General features: G+C 37.6%; 16 protein-coding genes. 12 read left to right on the top strand and 4 right to left on the bottom strand.

The window, feature by feature from the left end; genetic code table 11:
* The coding region (locus B5440_RS14395; protein WP_143533319.1) for a LamG-like jellyroll fold domain-containing protein at positions 1 to 5,040 on the top strand (5,040 nt) is incomplete at its 5' end.
* Here the strand turns inward: B5440_RS14395 and rsmG are convergent.
* Entirely contained in the window at positions 5,037 to 5,666 is a 630-nt protein-coding gene (gene rsmG, locus B5440_RS14390) for a 16S rRNA (guanine(527)-N(7))-methyltransferase RsmG (protein ID WP_070054984.1), read from the bottom strand. The genes B5440_RS14395 and rsmG overlap by 4 nt on opposite strands.
* A gap of 121 nt (positions 5,667 to 5,787) precedes the next feature.
* Here rsmG and B5440_RS14385 point away from each other — a divergent pair, with 121 nt between their 5' ends.
* Complete coding sequence (locus B5440_RS14385) at positions 5,788 to 6,891, top strand: fatty acid desaturase family protein (RefSeq protein WP_070054971.1); 1,104 nt, start codon at positions 5,788 to 5,790, stop codon at positions 6,889 to 6,891.
* Positions 6,892 to 7,005: 114 nt separating this feature from the next.
* Positions 7,006 to 8,199, top strand: a complete 1,194-nt coding sequence (locus B5440_RS14380) for a pyridoxal phosphate-dependent aminotransferase (protein ID WP_070054970.1) — start codon at positions 7,006 to 7,008, stop codon at positions 8,197 to 8,199.
* Positions 8,200 to 8,502: 303 nt separating this feature from the next.
* On the opposite strand, the gene B5440_RS14375 is transcribed toward B5440_RS14380, so the two are convergent.
* Positions 8,503 to 9,999: a TrkH family potassium uptake protein gene (locus tag B5440_RS14375; protein ID WP_070054969.1), complete on the bottom strand. Its 1,497-nt coding sequence runs from the start codon at positions 9,997 to 9,999 to the stop codon at positions 8,503 to 8,505.
* Positions 9,999 to 11,348 carry a Trk system potassium transporter TrkA gene (gene trkA, locus B5440_RS14370; RefSeq protein WP_070054968.1) on the bottom strand — a complete coding sequence of 450 codons (1,350 nt, stop codon included), beginning with the start codon at positions 11,346 to 11,348 and terminating at the stop codon, positions 9,999 to 10,001. The genes B5440_RS14375 and trkA overlap by 1 nt, the downstream gene beginning before the upstream one ends.
* A 138-nt stretch (positions 11,349 to 11,486) precedes the next feature.
* Between trkA and ubiE the strand changes: the two genes are divergently transcribed.
* Entirely contained in the window at positions 11,487 to 12,215 is a 729-nt protein-coding gene (gene ubiE, locus B5440_RS14365; RefSeq protein WP_070054967.1) for a bifunctional demethylmenaquinone methyltransferase/2-methoxy-6-polyprenyl-1,4-benzoquinol methylase UbiE, read from the top strand.
* Positions 12,216 to 12,219: 4 nt separating this feature from the next.
* Complete coding sequence (gene porT, locus B5440_RS14360) at positions 12,220 to 12,882, top strand: type IX secretion/gliding motility protein PorT/SprT (RefSeq protein ID WP_070054966.1); 663 nt, start codon at positions 12,220 to 12,222, stop codon at positions 12,880 to 12,882.
* Positions 12,883 to 12,908: 26 nt separating this feature from the next.
* Here porT and B5440_RS14355 read toward each other — a convergent pair whose 3' ends face one another.
* Complete coding sequence (locus B5440_RS14355) at positions 12,909 to 13,643, bottom strand: RNA methyltransferase (RefSeq protein WP_070054965.1); 735 nt, start codon at positions 13,641 to 13,643, stop codon at positions 12,909 to 12,911.
* Positions 13,644 to 13,680: 37 nt separating this feature from the next.
* On the opposite strand from B5440_RS14355, the gene tamL reads away from it, so the two are divergent.
* The 7 genes from tamL (at position 13,681) to B5440_RS14320 (ending at position 23,039) form a co-directional block, all read left to right on the top strand.
* Positions 13,681 to 16,254: a translocation and assembly module lipoprotein TamL gene (tamL, locus tag B5440_RS14350; protein WP_070054964.1), complete on the top strand. Its 2,574-nt coding sequence runs from the start codon at positions 13,681 to 13,683 to the stop codon at positions 16,252 to 16,254.
* A 45-nt stretch (positions 16,255 to 16,299) separates the two neighbouring features.
* Positions 16,300 to 17,367, top strand: coding sequence for a class II fructose-bisphosphate aldolase (fbaA, locus tag B5440_RS14345; protein ID WP_070054963.1), 1,068 nt, complete (start codon positions 16,300 to 16,302; stop codon positions 17,365 to 17,367).
* Positions 17,368 to 17,480: 113 nt separating this feature from the next.
* Positions 17,481 to 18,338 carry an acetyl-CoA carboxylase, carboxyltransferase subunit beta gene (accD, locus tag B5440_RS14340; protein ID WP_070054962.1) on the top strand — a complete coding sequence of 286 codons (858 nt, stop codon included), beginning with the start codon at positions 17,481 to 17,483 and terminating at the stop codon, positions 18,336 to 18,338.
* Between the two features lie 101 nt (positions 18,339 to 18,439).
* Entirely contained in the window at positions 18,440 to 18,709 is a 270-nt protein-coding gene (gene rpsO, locus B5440_RS14335) for a 30S ribosomal protein S15 (RefSeq protein ID WP_070054961.1), read from the top strand.
* 246 nt (positions 18,710 to 18,955) lie between these two features.
* Entirely contained in the window at positions 18,956 to 21,205 is a 2,250-nt protein-coding gene (locus B5440_RS14330; RefSeq protein WP_070054960.1) for a polyribonucleotide nucleotidyltransferase, read from the top strand.
* Between the two features lie 374 nt (positions 21,206 to 21,579).
* Entirely contained in the window at positions 21,580 to 22,443 is an 864-nt protein-coding gene (locus tag B5440_RS14325) for a sigma-70 family RNA polymerase sigma factor (protein WP_011708302.1), read from the top strand.
* A 185-nt stretch (positions 22,444 to 22,628) separates the two neighbouring features.
* Complete coding sequence (locus B5440_RS14320) at positions 22,629 to 23,039, top strand: BLUF domain-containing protein (protein ID WP_070054959.1); 411 nt, start codon at positions 22,629 to 22,631, stop codon at positions 23,037 to 23,039.
* The last annotated feature ends 5 nt before the right edge of the window (positions 23,040 to 23,044 follow it).

The raw sequence follows: 23,044 nt of genomic DNA, 5'->3' as shown, positions 1-23,044 counted from the left end.
GATATTACCAGTTTCGATTGTAACGATATTGGAGCAAATACCGTAACACTTACCGTAACAGATAATAATGGGAATACAGGTACAGCAATAGCTACGGTTACCGTAGAAGATAACATATTACCCACCATAACCGCTCCCGATAATATTACAATTGGTACTGACACCGACACATGTTCAGCATCAGCAATAAGTTTAGGTACGCCAGTGACAAACGACAATTGCAGTATTGCAGAAGTATCTAATGATGCTCCCGCCACATTTCCGCTAGGAACAACAGTGGTTACCTGGACCGTTATTGATGAAGCAAACAACACTGTTACCAGTACTCAGGAAATAACAGTACAGGATACTCAATCCCCTGAAATTCCTTCGTTACCAGACCTAACCAGCGAATGTCCCCTAACGGTAACTCCCCCGACAACTGAAGACAATTGCGACGGGACCATTACAGCCACTACAGGAATTACCGATTTCACTTTTGATGAATCAGGATCGGTTTTCTGGACATTTACAGATGCTGCCGGAAATCAAACAGGGCCTATAGAGCAAAAAGTAATTATTAATAATACTGTAGCCCCAGTTCCGGATGCAAATTCATTACCCACCTTTACTATAAATGGATGCCAGATTTCCAGCATTTCAGAATTGAATATTCCAACCGCAACAGACACCTGTGAAGGTACCATTTCAGGTACTTTAAATGAAAACTTTGAGTTCCCTTATTCTTTCATTGGAACCAACACCATTGAATGGGAATTTATTGATAGCAAAGGTAATATAGCAACACAAACTCAGGAAATTAGGCTTGAGCCCTTTGAAGTTGATGGAGGTGCTTTAAACGGTACATTTGAATCGGAAGTTTTCAACGAACAAATAGATATTTCGGCTTGTGGCAAAGCAATTTCTATCGAACTGGATTTAATAGGAGAAAATGGTAATATCGTACATTGGGAAAAATATTCTGTTAATAAAGGTGTTTGGGAGGTTATAAATAATACAAACGATTCTTATACCGTAAACTTTGCAGAGGGTGAGTTAATTTCAACTTTTTACAGGGTACTCGTACAAACAGGAACTTGCTCTGATTACTCCAACAGTTTTTATATTAGAACCTTACCGGTGGGAGACGCTCCTACAGTCGAAAACCTGAAACCGGAAACCAATAATAAATACTGCCTGGGTGATGAAGTGAATCTTCTTGCCAGAAGTAATTACACCGATACCCAGCCAGCTTTACCAGACGAAGCTCCTGGAGATTTTCGAAATGGCCAATTGAATGCCAATGATCCCGATTCATGGTTAGTTGATGGTGAGGTTGGAGGTTTTTCTTCTGGAGGGAATTCAAGTCAAACTAGAAATTGGTCTGGAACAAATGCCAATGGGAATAAAAAACATACATTTGGAGATATTCAATATGACAGTCAACAGGGGGTGTTTGCCGTAGCCCAGGGTGATTATACCAAAAACAACTATAAAGGAGAGGACCCCTCCACATTAGAAAGTCCGATTTTAGATTTTTCTAATGCTTTGGCTGCAAGTTTGGATTTCGACCAGGCTTTCTATTTTGCAAATAATGATTTTGCACTTATTGAAATTTCCACTAACGGTGGAAATACCTATTCAACACTACGAGTTATGCATAGTCCCGGTTCAGGCGTTAAAAAATGGTTTACTGCCGGGACCGCTGAATCTTATGCTGGCTCTAACGCCACGAATTATAATTTTAGCACAGATAATACCTCTATTCCTCTTGATGAATATATTGGGGAAAATAATGTAAGAATTAGATGGACATTTAGGGGTACAAGCGATAAGAGTATATGGGCTTTAGATAATATATTTATCAGTAAAGAGGTCCCAGTTGACACTGAATTAGAATGGACAGATGGTATTGGAGACCCGAACGAGGACCCTATAGTGGTTGGAGAAACAGAAGTACCCATTAGCTTCACACCCAATGTCCCGGGGCAACACGAATATGGAGGAACAGCTTTAATTAATGGTTGTAGAACCTATAGTGAAGAAGGTACAGATTTAATTAATATTCTCGTTTCCTATTCTTATGCAGGAGAGAATATATCCTTTTCCGGTGATGAATGTGGGCAGAACACAGTGCAGCTAAATGCTTATGATAATACACTTACGGCTAACGAAAATAATGCTAAAGGAGCCTACCCGGGCAAACCAACTAATTGCAAAAATTGCGATGACCCGGGTACCGGGGAAATAGGAACATGGTCCTGGACCCGTGAAAGCGGTTCTATTAGCTGTGTCCCGGAATCTTTTTCAGATGTAAATGATCCCAATGCTACCTTTACCGGTAATGAAGGAACATACACACTAACCTGGACGGTAGACGGCTGCTCAGATTTCATAAATGTAGAAATTAAAGAATGTAACCAAATTAATTTTGATGGTGTCAACGATTATATAGATTTTGGAGAAGACAAATATAATTTGTCTAACTCCACCAATAAAAAGGCATTTAGTCTTGAAGTTTGGATAAAACCGGAATCTACAAATGGAAATCAAACCATATTTTCCAAAAGAGACGAAAATAATGCTAATAATAAAGGCTATGATTTAAGCATGGATGATGGAGAAGTGTCTTTCAACTGGAATAATAATGGTAGCATAAATTCTTCACCTCATAAAGTACAGACTAACAGGTGGTATCACATTGCAATTACTCATTCCGTCTCTGGTGAATATAAGCTATATGTAGATGGAGTTCTAATAAAAACCACCTCTGGAGGATCTCCCGGCGCCAATACCAGTAGAGCCTTACTTGGAGCAGTGGACCAGTCTCAATATAACGCCCCAACCAATCATTTTACCGGCTGGATGGAAGAATTTAGAATTTGGGATATTGATTTATCTGCAGGACAATTGCGAGAAATGATGAACCAAAGAATTAAAGAAAATGGCACAGCAGTTACCGGCGAAGTTCTCAACCTAAATGTTGCTAATCTCAATTGGGGAGACTTAATTGGTTACTATAGAATGGACAATGTAGGATGCGGAAAAATTTTACCTTATGATGTTGGTGGCGATGTAGGCTTCCCCGGGAAACTCAGAAATATCACCAGTCCTCAACAAACTTCTGCACCCCTCCCATACGAATCTGAAGCGGCAGGAAACTGGCATACTCGTAATTCCTGGGATCCAAATTCAACAAAATATTGGACGTTCCCTAACGACGAAGGAATTAATGGCGACCCTATAAATTGGAATATCGCAAGACAAAAACACAACCTAAACTCTAATAATAAGGATATTAAGTTGTTAGCATTATTTTCTGAAACTGGAACAGAGTTAATTATGGAAGGCGTAAATAATAATTCAGGAAATGAATTACGCATTACGCGCTATTTAGACCTATCCGGCTATATTGATCTTAATGGAGAGTCACAGTTAGTACAAACTGAGGGAAGTATTTTAGAAGGAAACGGAGGCCTTGAGCGCGACCAACAAGGCACCTCAAGTAGTTTTAACTATAACTACTGGAGTTCACCCGTTTTGCCTGACGCTAACAGCACAACTTATAAAGTAAACGAAATCCTGCACGACGGATCTACAGTTGGAACCAAAGCTTTTAAGAATATAAACTTTCAGTGGTCTCATACTCATGCAGACGGCTCTAAATCTAATCCTATAAAGGTAAGTGATTATTGGATTAATGCTTTTAGAGCTAGAAAAGCAAATGAATACAGTCAATGGGAACAAATTGGCAGTTACACGGCTCTAAAACCAGGTGAGGGTTACACCATGAAAGGAACTGAAAATGTGGATATCGCTACCGGAAAGATTCAGAATTATACCTTTAAAGGATTCCCAGGAAACGGTGACATAAATGTTAGCCAAATCCAACCTGATCAAAATTATTTACTTGGTAACCCTTATCCATCAGCAATAAATGTAGAAGAATTTATATTAGATAATATAAAAGATAGTGGTGGAAGGAACGACAAAAACCTCTTAAACGGCGCCGTATATTTTTGGGATCATTTTTCCGGTAAAACGCATTATTTAGCTAAATATGTTGGTGGTTATGCTACTAGAAATTTATTGGATGGAGTTCCCGCTATCTCAAACGATTCTCGAATTAATGCTACAGGTGCGCAAGGAAACAAGCGACCGGGAGCTTTTATTCCTGTTGCGCAGGGATTTTTTGTCAATACAACTCAGGATGCCCAGGCGGGAAGCATAGATAATTTTGACACAGGTAAAATTATTTTCAAAAATAGTCAACGCTATTTTAGATCAGAAGAAACAGAAAGTATTTCTGTTTTTATGGAAGAGAAGAACACAACTCAAAAGGCTAAAACAAATCAAAGCAAAAAGACAGATACTCGCTTTAAAATTAGACTTAAGTTCAACTCTCCAACAGGATATCATAGAGAAATATCTGTAGGTGCCGATGCAAGAACCAGTCAGGGTTTTGATCTCGGGTTTGATGCTCGTTTACTTGACCGTAGCCCGGAAGACATGTACTGGATGATTGATGATGGAAGATTTGTAATCCAGGGTGTGCCGCACTTCAATCTCGATCAACGGCTACCATTAGGAATTACTATAGCTGAAGAAAAAGAATTCAGTATAGAAATTGGGGAACTCGAGAATGTGCCCGATATTATTGACATCTACTTGCGAGATAATAGCGACAGCACTTATTACGACCTAAGAAAAGAGGCTTTTAAAGCTAGCTTACCTGCAGGAGAATACCAGGATTTATATGAAATTGTGTTTCACGATGTAACTTCCACCAGAAAAGATAAAGAACCCGGTGAAGGCCCTATTGATTACTATTACTCTCTAGACAACAGGGAGTTTGTAATTAGCAATCCTGAACTTCATAAAATTGAGCACATTAATATTTATAATATTGCTGGCCAATTAGTAGATCAACACTTTGGAATACCCGATGTAAAGGAAATCCGCGTGCCACAAAAGAAAAATTTAAGCTCGGCTGTTTATATCGTAAAAGTCTATACCGATTCTGGAGATTATGCCAAAAAGGTGATTATTAGAAAAGATTAAGGCTTGTACTTTAATGGTAGATAAACCACTTTTTTAGTATTGAAGAAATCTTCCTCAAAATAATCGCGGAGTTCATAAATTTCGGCTTTTGGATAGTCACGAAGTTCAACAGTTAGATCTCCGCCTTTTAAGTATAAAATTCCGTTTTTAAGTTCGTGTTGACTTTTCTTCGCGATCTTGCCTTTGGTCCAATGCACAAAAGTTGGCATTGCGGCTACTGCCCTACTCACTATAAAGTCGTAAGTTCCAGGAATCTCTTCTACCCTTGCGTTTGTGGTTTTTACGTTGGTGAGTTTTAGTCCTTCCACCACTTCATTTACCACTTTCATTTTTTTTCCTATAGAATCTACTAAATGAAAATTGGTTTCAGGAAATAAGATTGCCAGGGGTATTCCTGGAAATCCGCCGCCCGTTCCAACATCTAAAATTTCTGCTCCAGGTTTAAACTTTTGAATTTTTGCAATTCCCAGCGAGTGTAGTACATGCCTTAGATAAATTTCATCAATATCTTTACGCGAGACCACGTTTATTTTGAGATTCCAGTCTTTGTAAAGCGCTTCCAACTGCTCAAATTTAGTGTACTGGTCATCGGATAAATCGGGGAAATATTTCTTTATTAATTCCAAAGTTTTCAAATTTTGCACAAAAATACATAATTTGGTGCTGAAATTGCACTGTATATTAATCTGTATAGAGCATACTTTTACTATATAAAAATTTTATCTTTACCGCTTACAAAAAAATTAAATGGAAAACATTCAAAATCATATTAAATTCTCCAGAAAGGATTCTACAAAATTCTTTAGGCTACTTAATAAAAGAGTAAATAATTACTTTAAAGAAAACAACATTAAAAAAACTGGAAACTGGAAACTTCACCTTAAAGCTGTAGCCATGTTTTCGTTATTTCTAACCCCTTATTTCTTAATCCTCACCCTGGACATTTCGCAGTGGTGGATGCTTCTACTCACCGTAGTGATGGGAGCCGGAATGGCTGGAGTGGGAATGAATATTATGCATGATGGTAATCATGGCTCCTATTCTTCAAAAAAATGGGTGAATAAATTTATGGGAGGTACTATTTATGTACTGGCCGGGAATGTTTATAACTGGCAGGTTCAACATAATGTTTTACACCATACTTATACAAATATTCACGGTCACGACGAAGATTTGGATGCGGGAAGAATAATTAGGTTTTCTGAACACTCAAAGTGGTATAGCTTTCACCGTTTTCAACATTATTATTCTGTGTTTTTATATGGTTTATTGACTTTTAACTGGGCGTTGACCACAGATTTCAAGCAAACAAAAAATTATTTAAAACGAAAACTTTCTTACGGAAAGATGCCTAACCCGGTAGCACAATGGAGCATTATCGCGATCACAAAACTGATCTATGTTTCTATTTGGATTGTGATTCCAATGCTTATTTTATCGATCTCCTGGTGGAAAATTTTAATTGGTTTTTTCGTAATGCATTATACTGCAGGTCTAATTCTTAGTATTGTATTTCAATTAGCCCACGTAGTGAAGGAAACAGAAATGCCTTTACCAGATGAAACCGGATCTATGAAAAATACCTGGGCAATTCACCAGTTGTTTACCACGGTTAATTTTGCAACAAAAAACAAAATTGTAAACTGGTTCACCGGCGGATTAAATCATCAGGTAGAGCATCATATTTTCCCGAATATTAGTCATATTCACTATTCCAAAATAGCGAAAATAGTTAAGGAGACTGCTTCAGAATGCAATCTACCTTATCACGAATACAAAACCACACGCGCAGCTATAATTGCCCATTTTCAGCATTTAAAAGAAATGGGTTCTAAACCTGCAATTTCCTAAATTTCCTCTGGAGAAATTCTAAGAGGTAGAGATTAGAAAACAAATACACTTTTCTCGAGGTTATGCGTATTCAAATCTCAAATATTGAGTAATTAATTTGTAACCAATTAAAGAATGCAAGAACAATTATCCAACAGAATTAACAATTTAGCCACTTCTCAAACCCTAGCTATGGCTGCAAAAGCGCGTGAACTTAGAGGCGAAGGGAAAGATATTATTGGCTTAAGTCTTGGAGAACCAGATTTTAATACTCCAGATTTTATTAAACAAGCAGCGATAGAGGCCATTAATGAGAATTATAATTCTTACACACCCGTAGATGGTTATGTGGAATTAAAGGAGGCGATAATCAATAAGTTTAAGAGAGATAACAATCTTACTTACGATCTTTCTCAAATTGTAGTGTCTACCGGTGCTAAACAATCTTTGGCCAATGTGGCTATGGTTTTATTAAACCCGGGAGATGAAGTTATTCTACCTTGCCCTTACTGGGTAAGTTATGCCGAAATTGTAAAACTCGCAGAAGGGGTGCCGGTTGAAGTTCCAACTTCAGTAGAAACCGATTTCAAAATGACTCCTGAGCAGCTGGAAGCAGCAATCACCCCAAAAACAAAAATGATTTGGTATAGTTCTCCCTGCAATCCTAGCGGAATGGTTTACAGCAAAGAAGAACTAAGAGGACTGGCAGATGTGCTAAAAAAACATCCAGATATCGTTATTGTAAGTGATGAAATTTACGAGCATATCAATTTTGTTGGTGGTCACGCTTCTATGGCGCAGTTTGAAGATATGTACGATCGCGTGGTAACCGTAAATGGTGTCTCCAAAGCTTTCGCTATGACGGGTTGGAGAATTGGTTATATAGGAGCTCCTACCTGGATTGCCCGTGCCTGTAACAAAATGCAGGGCCAAATTACCAGCGGCGCCAATTGTATTGCTCAACGTGCGGTAATTAAAGCGCTAGAAGCACCGGTAAGTGAAATTAGCTATATGGTAGATACCTTTAAGAAAAGGAGAAAACTAATTATAGATCTTTTAAATAATATTGAAGGTTTTGTAACCACCGAGCCAGAAGGCGCGTTTTATGTATTTCCTAATGTCTCTCATTTCTTCGGAAAAACAATTAAAGGCCATAAGATTGAAAACGCTACAGATTTCTCTATGTTTTTATTAGAAGAAGCGCTTGTAGCTACGGTAACCGGTGATGCCTTCGGAAATCCAGACTGTATAAGAATTTCTTACGCAGCAAGTGAATCTCAGATTAAAGAAGCGATGAAGCGAATTAAATCTGTACTTTCTGAAGCATAGGTTAAACTCATAAATATTATATTTTTCAAAATCCTGATGCGGTTAAAACCCATCAGGATTTTTTTATAGACGCGAAAATCACCAAAAATATTTATGTTTTATTCAATATCGTCATCCTGTCCCGAAGCTTCGGGATTGTTTCAGAGCCTGCTCCGAGATTTATTCGGAGATCTTGGATGTTGGAGAATTAAAAACATCTTAGAATCCCGAAGCAAATTCGGGATAAAGTCTGAGACGAGTTCAGCTTAAAAGAAAATTATTCTTTTAGACAGCCTTTCTATTTTCTTAATTTGAATATTAGTATCACCTATTCCTCCAGAAGAACGGAGTAAGAAGTATAAGGACAGTAAAGAGTTCTAATCGTCCTATTAGCATCAAGAAAGAACACCACCATTTTCCTAATGGCGGTAGAATATCAAAATTATTCACCGGACCAAGCGCACCAAAAGCAGGACCAATATTCCCCAGGGAAGAAGCTGCACCACCAATAGCTGTTTCAAAATCGAGCCCCAGTCCTCCTAAAATAACAGAGCCAATTATAAAGGAAAGCATATATAGGATAAAGAAACCAAGTATATTAAAGGTTACTCCTTTACCAATAGATTTTCCATTAAATCGCACCGGAAGAATTGCGTTTGGATGCAAAGCACGTTTAAATTCAATTCCACCATTTCTAATCATTATAATATGGCGCATCACCTTTACACCACCGGCAGTAGAACCAGCTGAGCCTCCCAAAAAGAACATTCCGAAGAAGAAAATCGTGAGAAAAGGTGTCCACATAGTATAATCGGCAGTCACAAAACCTGTGGTAGTAATAATTGCCAGCACCTGAAAAAGCGAATGCCTAAAAGCACTTTCGGCCTCACCCCAAACCATTGGGTGATCTATTTGAGAAAGTGCAACATCAGCTTCAAAATAGATAAATAAAGAAGCCACTACTGTAAATATTGCTATAAAAAGGAAATACCATTTAAACTCATCGTCATGCAGTACTTTTTGAACCTTACCTTTAAAACTGTAATAGCTCAAAACAAAATTAGCACCCGCCAAAAACATAAAAAGCATGATTATATATTGAATAACGGGCCTATCGTTCCAGTAAGCAACACTAATATTTTTTGTTGAAAAACCACCGGTAGAAAGCGTGCTAAGCGAGTGGTTTATCGCATCAAAAAAGCTCATTCCAGCTACCTTTAATAAGATGGTTTCAGCCACAGTATAGCTCACATAAATAAGCCATAAACGCTTGGCTGTATCGGTAATTCTGGGTTTAAGTTTATCGGCGCTGGGGCCGGGAGCTTCCGCAGCGAAGAGCTGCATTCCTCCTATTCCTAATAAAGGCAAAATAGCTATGGCAAGAACTATAATCCCCATCCCACCAATCCAATGCGTTAGGCTTCGCCAAAACAAAACCCCTTTTGGAATGGATTCAATATCATTTAAAACCGATGCACCAGTAGTGGTATAACCCGACATGGTTTCAAAAAAGGCATCGGTAAAAGCAGGAATAGATTCACTTAAAACATAAGGTAATGTTCCACTTAAAGCCATAAAGATCCAGCCAAAAGTTACTATAATATAGCCTTCCCGCTTCTTCACTTCTTTGCGGTGGCCACGGGTACTAAACATAAAAAGGACACCCAAAAATAAAGTGATAAAAGCTGCAGCCAGAATATCTATGGTTACCCCATCTTCATAAAACCAACTTACTAAAACCGCGGTAAGCATAAAACCACCGTTACATAAAAGTAACAGCCCCATGACGTGGAGAATGATTTGATAATTAAGTCTTGGCATTATAGAAAGAGTTTTTCAACCTTTTTTATAGATCTTGGCAGGCAACAAACCACTATGCGATCGCCTCTGGTAATAGTAAATTCTCCAAGCGCAATTATTCCTTTGCCGTCTCTTATAATTCCCCCAATAATAGCAGATCTTGGAAAATCGAGATCTTTAATTCTTTTATTACAAACCTGGGAATTTGGTTTCACTATGAACTCCAGAAGCTCGGCATTCATATTATTGATCTTGGTCATTGCCACTACTTCACCCTTTCTAACATATCTAAAAATGTTATTTGCGGCAAGTAATTTCTTATTGATCAAGGTATCAATTCCAATTGAATGACTCAATTGGTAATAATCCATATTTTCTACCAAAGAAATGGTTTTCTTCACGCTTTTAGATTTCGCTACAAGGCAAGACATAATATTGGTTTCCGAATTACCGGTAACCGCAATAAATGCATCCATATCGTGTACATTCTCTTCTTCAAGCAGTTCTACATTCCTACCATCTCCGTGAATAATCAGAGCATTAGGAAGTTCATCAGCAAGATCGTATGCTTTCTCTTTATCACTCTCAACTAATTTTACATTGAAATTATTCCTGCAAAGATCTATAGCTGTTTTTTTACCGATCTTACTTCCGCCCAAAATCATTATATTCTTAATAGCGTGCTTAGTTTTACCGGTAAGCTTATAAAGGTTTTCCACACCACTTTTTAAAGTAATGAAGTTTACCTGATCGCCTTCCTTAAACTGTGTATCTCCACGAGGAATAAGCGTGTATTGAGTCCCATAACGCTGAATAGCTATAGGAACAAAGTTAAGATCGGGAAAAATATTGGCCGCTTCCTTAACCGTTTTCCCCACAAATAGCGCATTACGAGACAGACTAAGACCTATCATCGTTAAAGCGCCATTTTCAAATTCATAACTATCGTTAAAAGCAGATTGATTAAGCAGCAAGGCAATTTCCCTTGCCGCCAAAGCTTCAGGGGAAATCAATTCGTCTATTCCAAAGCGAGTAAAACCAATTTCCTCTTTGTTTTCAAGAAATTCGGTATTAGAAATACGAGCTATAGTTCTTTTTGCGCCTAGCTGTTTTGCCAAAACACAGGTTGTAATATTGGTAGCCTCACTGGAAGTTACGCTAATAAGCATATCTACATGCTTTACCTGAGAATCTTTTAAAATTGCGATAGAAGTGGCATCTCCTTTAATCGTCCTGATATCTAAATGCGTATCGGCATAAGTAAGATTATCCCGGTTGGTATCAATCAACGTGATATCCTGGGATTCGAAAGAAAGCAATTTTGCCAAATGAAAGCCGACTTCACCTGCTCCGGCAATAATTATCTTCATATAACAGCTTGAAATTGAAAAGAAGAACAAATGTACGGTATTTTAGACAAACCAAAAACTGAACTCTATAACAACAAATTCTAAAAGTATCAACCACAATTATTTCATATCGTGTATCTTTGGCCCAAAATTGTTACTATGAGTAAAAAGGTGACTCCTTACCAGGATTCTGGTCTCAATAAAAAGAAACAGGTTGAGCAGATGTTTGATAAAATATCTGGCAATTATGATGGCTTAAACAGGGTGATCTCCATGGGCACTGACGTGAAATGGAGAAAAAAGGTTATTGCCCTCGTTAAAGCACAAAAGCCAAACACTGTTCTGGATATTGCAACTGGAACCGGAGACCTCGCCATACAAATGGCCGATATAAATGCGAAAAAAATTGTTGGTCTTGATCTTTCTGAAGGTATGCTGAAGGTTGGGCGCAAGAAAATTGCCGCCAAACACTTAACCGATAAGATAGAAATGGTGCAGGGAGACTCTGAAGCTCTACCTTTTGAAGACAATTCTTTTGATGCCATAACCGTTGCATTTGGAGTGCGTAATTTTGAAGATTTAGAAAAAGGATTATCAGAAATTCAAAGGGTTCTAAAACCCGGCGGAATTTTTGTAGTTTTGGAAACTTCTGTCCCTACCAGATTTCCGTTCAAACAAGGTTATAAATTATATTCTGGCTATATGCTGCCCCTAATTGGAAGAATATTTTCTAAAGACCGGGAAGCTTACTCTTATTTAAGTAAAAGTGCAGCCGAATTTCCGTATGGAGAAGCTTTCAACAATATTTTAAAGAAAACGGGGTTTATAAATGTAGAAAACAAGCCTCAAACTTTTGGGGTTGCAACCATTTATACTGCTTCAAAATAAAATTATGAAGAAACTTTTTGTTATTGCCTTTCTTTTTTGCGTTCAATTTGGTAATGCGCAAATTTTTGGAGGAGATAAAATTATTAATAACGAGAATTTTGACAAACAACGTTGGTCCTGGGGATATTATCTGGGTTTTAATACCTACGATTTCAAATTCAAATATAACGAGGAACCAACGCCCAACGGGAATGACTTCATTATCGAAAAAACTATGGGCTTTAACGTTGGCCTGGTTGGAAATTTAAAACTCAATAATAATTTAGACCTCCGTTTGGAACCGGGGGTTACTTTTAACACGCGTAATTTTAGACCTCCTTATACCCAGGATATCGAAGAAATAAACGCCACTTATGTTCATATCCCGCTATTATTAAAATTTTCAGCAGACCGACATAATAACTTTAAACCATTCATAGTGGGTGGCTTATCTACTTCCATTAACCTCTCAAGTAACGAGAACAATCCTAATGTAGATACGCGTTTACGCACCAACAACTATCATTATGAAGTTGGCCTGGGAATTGACCTTTACCTTTATTACTTTAAGTTTTCACCCTCAATAAGAGGAGTCTTTACTATAAATAATGAAATGGTGGAAACAAAATTTCCTTCTATAGATGCGATGCGATCACAAGCGGTGTTCCTCAATTTTACTTTTCAGTAGAAATTTATCAGGATTTAGCAGGATTGTTATTGGGTGAAATTCTTACGCTTAAATTCACTTAGGAGAATTGCGGTGGCTGTTGCTACGTTTAGGCTTTCAGTTTCTTTTAATTCCCCAAAACGAGGGATGCTTATCTTTTTATTAATCAAAGCTTCAATCTCAGCTGAAATACCATTCGCTTCATTCCCCATCACCAAAATTGCCTTTTCTTCGGTTTCACTTTTATAAATATTCTCCCCGTCCATGAAAGCTCCATAAATGGGTAATTCCGAATTTTTAAGAAAAGTTTTTAAATCAGAGTAAGAAATATTCACCCTGGCCAGCGACCCCATCGTAGCCTGAACCACTTTCGGATTAAAGCAATCTACCGAATCATTAGAACACACAAGTTTGTTTATCCCAAACCAATCGCAAAGCCTTATAATCGTCCCCAAATTTCCGGGGTCCCTAATTCCATCTAAAGCAAGAGTCAGGCTTTCCTCCTGAACTATTTCTTCCTCCGGAATTTGAAATAAAGCCAATGCAGTCTGTGGTGTTTTAAGAAAACTTATTTTCTTGAGTTCCTTTTCGTCAATTTTTTGGACTTTACTAGAATCAAGACCAAAATCTGCAGAAATCGTAAAAAGCCGGTTTAGAATAAATTTTGAGTTTATAAGCTCGTTTATTGTTTTAAAACCCTCGGCTATAAAAAGTCCGTTTTTATAACGGTATTTTTTTTGTGCAAGACTGGTTATTAACTTAATTTGGCTTTTACTAACCATACAAAAAATGTAATTTTGATCTCTTAAAAATGTGTGTTTGAATCGGCATTTCGCAAAAATATCATTATTTTTTTTAAGCCTGCTTTTTTTAATTTCCTGTAATGCCGTAAAACGCGTAGAAGGTGATGATAAACTGCTCACTAACAATGAGATTTTCGTCAATGACGAAAAGATTAAAGAAACCCGTATTTACAATCAACTCTACCAGGAACCAAACACCAGTTTCTTAGGAGTTCCGCTTAGACTTCATTTTTATAATCTTGCCCGCCCAAATATCGATTCTATTTTAAGCGAAAAATATCTTGAAAATGAAAGCAAGAAAAATACGCTGGTAGATATTCTTTCCTACAAACAGTTTGAAAAATTTCTGCATTCACGGAAGACTTTTAACGAATGGATTAAAAGAACCGGCGAGGCTCCGGTAATTGTAAATGAAGAAGAAACCCAAAAATCGGTTAACCGTCTAAATTCCTGGTATTGGAACAATGGCTGGTTTAATGTAGAAACCGATTACGAGATAATTCCTTCAGAAAATAAAAAGAAACGCGCTCGGGTAGCCTACGAAGTTACAACGGGCGAACCCTATCATTTAGATTCCATAACTACCAATATATCTTCTAAAGTTATAGATTCTTTATACGAACTTCATAAAGATGAATCTATCATTAAAGAAGGTATGCAGTATAAAACACTGGACATCAATGAAGAAAGAGATCGCCTTACTTCTCTTTTTAGAAATAGCGGCGTTTATAATTTTGACCAGGAATATATAAGTTTTAATGCCGATACGATTAACACCGGAAAAAATGTAAATACAACCTTAATAATAAAAAACCGTTTTGCTTCAGAAGAAGATACCACCTCAAGGGTTCCATTTAAAATTCACGAAATTAGTAAGGTTAATATTTTTACCGATTATAAATATGCAAATCGAAATCAAGCATTAACCGATAGTGTAACTACCGAAGAAGGCTATACCCTTTATAGCTTTGAAGAACTTCGTTATAAACCCGAAGCCATTACCGATGCAGTTTTTATTAGACCGGGAAATACATACAGTGATATTTCCCGCTCCCGAACTTACAATCGGTTAAACTCTTTACGCGTTTTTAAATATCCCAATGTACAATTTACACCAGATCCTGCCGATTCCACCCGTAGCGATCTTGTAGCTAATATTTTTTTAACTCCGCAGCCAAAATACTCATTGGGCTTTGATTTTGATGTTTCACAAAGTAATATCCAAAAGTTCGGAATTGGTTTTGGCGGCTCGCTTTTAATAAGAAACGTATTTAGAGGAGCCGAAAACTTTGAGATTTCGGGACGAGGAAGTATAGGATCCTCTACAGATGCCGCAATAAGTGGAAATGACGACCGCTTTTTTGATATTTCAGAAATTGGAGCCGATCTTAAACTCACTTTTCCAAGGATATTTCTTCCTATTAATACCGATAAGTTTATTCCAAAATATATGCAACCCTTTACTGCACTTAGTGTAGGAGTTAGCACCCAAAATAATATAGGTTTAGATAAGCGAAATCTCACAGGGATTCTTAACTATCGTTGGAACCCATCGCCACAACTTTCTAACCGCCTTGATCTTTTAAACATCCAATACGTAAGAAACCTGAATACCGATAATTATTTTAATGTTTATCGTAATTCGTACAACGATCTCAACCAAATCATTCAATCGGGCAGTATCGTTACCAATCCCTCTTATTTAAATGAAGAAGGATTGCTAATTATCCCTACAGGAGCCGAAAGTTTTATTAACGATATTTCTAATAATACTGGCGGGACTACCGGCCTGGATGAAGATCAAACACAACTGGTAAATAATATAGGAGAACGCAAAAATCGTTTAACTGAAAACAACCTGATTTTCGCCTCTAACTACACCTATTTATGGAATACCAAGAAAAATTTATACGATCAGGAGTTCACCAGGTTTAGGTTTAAAATAGAAACCGCAGGAAATACACTTTCCGCAATTTCTGCACTTGCAGATTTTGAAAAAAATGAAAATGGAAATTATAATATTTTAGGAGTAAATTTCTCTCAATATATTAAAACCGAACTCGATTTTATAAAACATTGGGATATGGGGAGAGATAATATTTTAGCATTTCGCGCATTTGGTGGCGTGGCAATTCCTTATGGAAATGCCAACAGCATCCCATTTGTAAGAAGTTTCTTTGCAGGTGGTCCTAATGATAATCGTGCCTGGCGAGCTTACGATCTTGGTCCGGGCAGCAGTGGTGGCAGAAACGAATTTAACGAAGCTAATATGAAACTCGCCTTTAATGCCGAATATCGTTACAACCTGTTTGGCGCTTTAAATTCGGCTGTTTTTATAGACGTGGGGAATATCTGGAATGTACTGGATATTGTTGAAGATGAAAAGGCGACTTTCGAGTCACTTGCAGACTTAAAAAATATTGCCGTAGGTTCTGGTTTTGGGCTTAGGTACGACTTTAACTTTTTTGTATTAAGATTTGATGTTGGCTTTAAAACCTACAACCCTGCCCTTCCCGAAGGCAATCGCTGGTTTAGAAATTACAACTTTAATAATGCTGTCTATAATGTAGGGATCAATTATCCTTTCTAAGCCAACATATTTTCTTATTTTTGTATTTCTAATTCAACTAAAATTATGAGTCACAACATTAAACCAGGCGTAGCCACAGGAAAAGAAGTACAGGAAATATTTAATTACGCCAAGAAAAAGGGATTTGCCCTTCCGGCAGTAAACGTAATAAGCTCCAGCAGTATGAATGCTGTAATGGAAACTGCTGCAGAACTAAATTCACCGGTAATTATTCAATTCTCTAATGGAGGCGGCCAGTTTAACGCTGGAAAAGGTCTATCTAACGAAAATGAAAAAGCGGCAATTGCAGGATCTGTTGCAGGTGCTAAACACATTCACGAGCTTGCTGAAGCTTATGGAGCAGTAGTGATTTTACACACAGACCACTGTGCTAAAAAACTACTTCCCTGGATAGACGGTTTATTGGATGCCAGCGAAAAACATTTCGAGCAATTCGGGAAACCATTGTATAGCTCGCACATGATAGATCTTTCTGAAGAATCTCTTGAGGAAAACATTGCAACCTGCAAGAAATATCTAGAGAGAATGAGCAAGATGGGAATGACTCTTGAAATCGAACTTGGAGTTACAGGTGGTGAAGAAGATGGTGTTGATAATACCGATATTGATTCTTCTAAATTATATACCCAGCCAGAAGAAGTAGCCTATGCTTATGAAGAATTAAGCAAAGTAAGTGACCAGTTCACTATCGCTGCTGCTTTTGGAAATGTACATGGTGTTTATAAGCCAGGTAACGTAAAACTTACTCCGGTAATTCTAAAAAATTCTCAAGAGCACATTACTAAAAAATACGGTGTAGAAGAAAATCATATTGACTTTGTATTTCACGGAGGTAGTGGTTCTACTGTTGAAGAAATTCGCGAGGGAATTAGCTACGGAGTAATTAAAATGAATATTGATACTGATCTTCAATATGCTTACCTTGAAGGTATTCGTGATTATATGGGAGATAAGAAAGATTATCTTGCTACCCAAATAGGTAATCCTGAAGGAAGCGATGTACCTAACAAGAAATATTACGATCCAAGAAAATGGTTACGTGAAGGAGAGCTTACTTTTAAAGCCCGACTTAAAAAGGCGTTTGAAGACCTTAATAACGTAAATACTTTATAAATTTAATTTTTATTCAACAGCTGGAATTTCAAAGATTCCGGCTGTTTTTATTTTAAGTAAAACTTTCAGTTTGTTACTAATAAAATAGACTGAAACCTGAAACCTGAAAATAGATGGCTTGGTTTAAAAGAACACAAAAAGGAATTCAAACACCAACAGAACACAAAAAAGATGTTCCTAAAGGTCTTTGGTACAAATCGCCAACCGGTAAGATTGTAGATGCCGAACAGTTGGAAAGCAATTTTTATGTAAGTCCGGAAGATGGCTATCACGTAAGAATTGGTAGTAAGGAATATTTTAAGATCCTTTTTGATGATAATAAATTCAAAGAATTGGATAAAGATGTAACTTCTAAAGATCCTTTAAGTTTCAAGGATACTAAGAAATACACCGATCGTCTAAAGGCTGCCCAGGAAAAAACCGATCTTAATGATGCGGTTCGTACCGCTGTTGGAAAATCTAAAGGAAAAGACCTGGTAATTGCCTGTATGGATTTTAGTTTTATTGGCGGTTCTATGGGATCTGTAGTAGGTGAAAAAATTGCACGTGCTGCAGAATACGCCCTTAAAAATCAAATTCCTTTCATGATAATTTCTAAATCTGGAGGTGCAAGAATGCAGGAAGCAGCTTTATCTTTAATGCAGTTAGCAAAGACTTCGGTTAGATTAGCACAACTTGCAGAAGCTCGTCTACCTTATATTTCTCTGGCCACAGATCCAACTACCGGAGGTACCACAGCCTCTTTCGCAATGCTGGGAGATATTAATATTTCTGAACCAGGCGCGTTAATAGGTTTTGCAGGGCCTCGTGTAGTGAAAGACACTACCGGAAAAGATCTTCCAAAAGATTTTCAAACTTCAGAGTTTCTTAAAGAACACGGCTTTTTAGATTTCATAACAAAAAGGTCTGAGCTTAAGAATAAAGTAAACCTGTATTTGGATCTCATTCAAAATCAACCGGTAAGAGCTTAAAATAAATTTTCCTTTAAGTAGGTAATTATATAGAAAGTAGTATCTTTGCCGCCTGACGGAAAAACTGTCAATACATAAAAATCATTAAAATTAATATTGGAATGTATTTAGCCAAAGAAAGAAAAGAAGAAATTTTTGAGAAGCACGGGAAAAGCAAAACCGATACAGGTTCTGCTGAAGGACAAATTGCTTTGTTCACCTACCGAATCTCTCATCTTTCTGATCACTTAAAAAAGAATCGTAAAGATTACAACTCAGAGCGTTCTTTAGTAATGTTGGTTGGTAAAAGAAGAAGCTTACTTGATTACTTAATGAAGAAAGATATTTTAAGATATCGTGCGATTGTTAAAGAATTAGGATTAAGAAAATAAATTTCAAAAGGGGGCTTTACGCCCCCTTTTTTTATACAACAGTAATTTGTAAATTACTTGTAGTCCCGATAGTTCGGGATTAAATCTCACTTAGTGAGTAAAATTGTCGCTCAACGAGAGTAGTTTTTCATTGGTCTACACAACACACAACAACACAACTCCCGGCCGTCCGGTATAGGCGGAGACCATTGTATAACAAAAGATCTGGTGAAGTTATTCAGATCAAACGAAGAATTCAAAATTATTATGATTCCACAAACATTTAAAGAGGTTATCGATTTAGGAGATGGAAGAGAAATCTCCCTCGAAACCGGAAAATTAGCAAAACAGGCTCATGGGTCGGTTGTTGTTCAAATGGGCGACGCTATGTTGCTTTGTACTGTAGTGTCTTCTTACAAAGAAAGCACGATGGATTTCTTTCCATTAACAGTAGATTACAGAGAAAAATTTGCCGCAGCAGGACGTTATCCTGGAGGTTTCTTTAAAAGAGAAGCAAGACCAAGTGACGGTGAGGTATTAACGATGAGAATTGTTGACCGCGTATTGCGTCCACTATTTCCATCAGATTACAGAACTGAGACCCAGGTAATGATCCAGTTGATGTCTCATGACGAGGAAGTGATGCCAGATGCTTTGGCAGGACTTGCCGCTTCTGCAGCTATTCAACTTTCAGACATTCCTTTTGAAACCGCTATTTCTGAAGCCCGTGTGGGTAGAATTAATGGTGAGTTTGTAATTAACCCAAGCCGCAGCCAGTTGGCAGAATCAGACATCGATATGATTATTGGTGCTTCTTCAGATTCTGTAATGATGGTTGAAGGTGAGATGAAAGAAATTTCAGAAGAAGAGATGGCAGATGCTATTCAATTCGCTCACGAGCATATCAAAAAACAAATTGAAGCGCAGTTGCGTTTGGCTGAAGCTTTTGGTAAAAAGCCGGTAAGGGAATATGCTGTAACTCCAGAGAATGAAGACTTTGAAAAAAGGGTTCATGATGCAGCTTACGATAAAATTTACAAAATCGCTAAAGGCGGTCACAGTAAAAAAGAACGTAGCGAAGCATTTTCAGCAGTAAAAGAAGAAGTTTTAGCTTTATTTTCTGAAGAAGAATTGGAAGAAAATGAAAAGCAAATTAAAAAATACTACAGCAAAACCGAAAAAGAAGCGGTAAGAGAACTTACCCTTGCAGAAGGTATTCGTCTTGATGGTAGAAAAACCGACGAGATCAGACCTATCTGGTGTGAGACCGATTATTTACCATCGGTACACGGTTCGGCAATCTTTACCCGTGGGGAAACTCAGGCACTGGCAACGGTAACTTTAGGAACTTCCAGAGAAGCCAACACCATAGATATGCCAACTCACCAGGGCGAAGAGACTTTCTATCTACATTATAATTTCCCTCCATTTTGTACCGGAGAAGCTTACCCAATTAGAGGTACTTCAAGACGTGAAATTGGACACGGGAACCTGGCACAACGTGCATTAAAAGGAATGATTCCTGAAAACAATCCTTACACTGTAAGAATCGTTTCTGAAGTATTGGAATCTAACGGATCTTCTTCTATGGCAACGGTTTGCGCCGGAACTATGGCAATGATGGATGCAGGGATTAAAATGACGAAGCCGGTTTCTGGTATCGCGATGGGACTAATTTCTGATGGTGAGCGTCACGCGGTACTTTCTGATATTCTAGGAGATGAAGATCACCTGGGGGATATGGACTTTAAAGTCACCGGAACGGCTGACGGGATTACCGCTTGCCAAATGGATATTAAAGTAAAAGGACTTCCTTACGAGATTTTAGTAAAAGCACTAAAACAAGCTCGTGCGGGAAGACTTCATATTCTAGAAAAACTGACTGATACTATTGCTGAGCCAAACGAAAATGTAAAAGCTCACGCTCCAAAAATCATCACTAGAAGAATTCCTAACGAATTTATTGGTGCAATGATCGGGCCTGGAGGAAAAGTAATTCAGGAACTTCAAAAAACTACAGGAACTGAGATCGTAATTAACGAAGATCCTGTAACCGAAGAAGGTATTATTGAAATCCTTGGAACAAGTCAGGAAGGAATTGACAAAGTTCTTGCTAAAATAGACTCGGTAACTTTTAAGCCAGAAAAAGGAAGTGTTTACGAAGTAAAAGTTATTAAAGTTCTTGACTTTGGTGCCGTAGTAGAATATCTTGATGCTCCCGGTAACGAGGTGTTATTACACATTTCTGAACTGGCGTGGGAACGTACCGATAATGTTACCGATATTGTAAACCTTGGAGATGTAATAGATGTAAAATACTTTGGTGTAGATCCTAAAACCCGTAAGGAAAAAGTTTCAAGAAAAGCTTTACTTGAAAAACCTGAAGGTTACCAGGCAAGACCACCAAGAGACAACGATCGCAACGACAGAGGTCGTGACAACCGCGGTTCTCGAGACAATCGTGGCCGTGATGATCGAAGAAGCAGAGACAACAGAGATCGTAAAGACAACGACTAATTAGTCTTAAGCTTATATATTGAAATCCCCGGGAATTGTTTTCTCGGGGATTTTTTTGTGTCTTTTTTTAAATATTAGAGTCGTCATCCTGAACTGGTTTCAGGATCTAATATGTTAGAAGCTGAAACAAGTTCAGCTTAACAGTGAAAGATTTTCAAGTTACCCTGTTATTTTATTTTTAGGAATTTTCCGCGTTAGGAATTGCAGCGTAAAGCCCACAGCGAGTGGAACGAGCGCAGACTTGAAGCGTAAAGCCCGACCCGCAGGGTAACGCCCAAATAAAATTAATTAAGGTTTTTTGTAACATTCCGACTACTCCTTGCGTATAAACTAGTACAAGAGCTATTCATAATTAAAATCCAAGGAGACGATAGATGAGACAACTTAAAATTACGAAGCAGGTAACAAACCGTGAAACTGCTTCGCTAGATAAGTATTTGCAAGAAATTGGTAAAGTTGATCTAATTACTGCCGATGAAGAGGTAGAATTAGCACAACGAATTAAAGCGGGTGATGACCGCGCTTTGGAAAAATTAACTAAAGCGAATTTACGTTTTGTGGTGTCGGTAGCAAAACAATATCAAAATCAGGGGTTAACCCTACCCGACCTTATTAACGAAGGAAACTTAGGATTAATTAAAGCTGCAAAACGTTTTGATGAAACGCGTGGTTTTAAATTTATTTCCTATGCAGTATGGTGGATTCGCCAGTCTATTCTTCAGGCATTGGCCGAGCAGTCGCGTATTGTTCGTTTACCATTGAATAAAATTGGATCTATTAACAAGATCAACAAAACTTTTGCTTTCTTAGAACAATCTCACGAGCGCCCTCCAAGTGCTGAAGAAATTGCGAAAGAGCTGGACATGACGATTAATGATGTTAAGGAATCTATGAAGAATTCCGGACGTCACGTCTCTATGGATGCTCCTTTGGTAGAAGGTGAAGATTCTAACCTTTACGATGTATTACGTTCCGGGGAATCTCCAAATCCTGATAAAGAACTTTTACACGAATCTCTAAGAACTGAAATTGAGCGTGCTTTAGAAACTTTAACTCCGCGTGAAGCAGATGTTATTCGTTTGTACTTTGGTCTTGGAGACCAGCACCCAATGACGCTTGAAGAAATTGGAGAAACTTTTGATCTAACAAGAGAAAGAGTTAGACAGATTAAAGAAAAAGCGATTAGAAGATTGAAACATACTTCTAGAAGCAAGATCCTAAAAACTTATTTAGGATAAGATATTTAAGATGACAACAGTTAATGTCGGCGACGGCCGGCTAACATAACTGTTCGTTTTTTGATTGATGAATGACCCCGGCGTGATGAACCGGGGTTTTTTCATGATTTTATATAAATTTTCACTTTTTAAAATTTCTATAATTCTCAAATACTATTATTTTTAGACTTAACAATTAAATTAATATGCGCTACGCCATAAGTTATGTAAGTACCGTAAATCCGGCACTTTCAGAAACTGAGATCCAGGAAGCTTTAGACTTTAGTAAAAAATGGAATAACGATAATCAAGTTACCGGTGTACTTTTATATTCCCAGGGTAATTTTTTCCAGGTTTTGGAAGGTGAAAAAGAATTATTGAAAGATCTTTTTCAGAGAATTAAAGCCGATGAAAGGCATCATAATATTATTACTATTTTCCAGAAGCAGATTCCCGATATTCAGTTTGATGGCTATGAAGTCGAATTTATTTCGCTAGACGACCGTTTTCAACCAAAAAATATCAACACCTATACCAACCAGGTGAGCCTGCTTAATCCTGCTATTCAAAGCTCTGTAAGGTATATCTTAAATAAATTTACAGAAGGCATAAAATAAGTTTA

It is taken from the genome of Salegentibacter salarius, from assembly GCF_900168265.1.
Lineage (GTDB): Bacteria > Bacteroidota > Bacteroidia > Flavobacteriales > Flavobacteriaceae > Salegentibacter > Salegentibacter salarius.
Note: the sequence above shows the minus strand (reverse complement) of the source record. Positions and strands in the feature narration are given on the sequence as shown.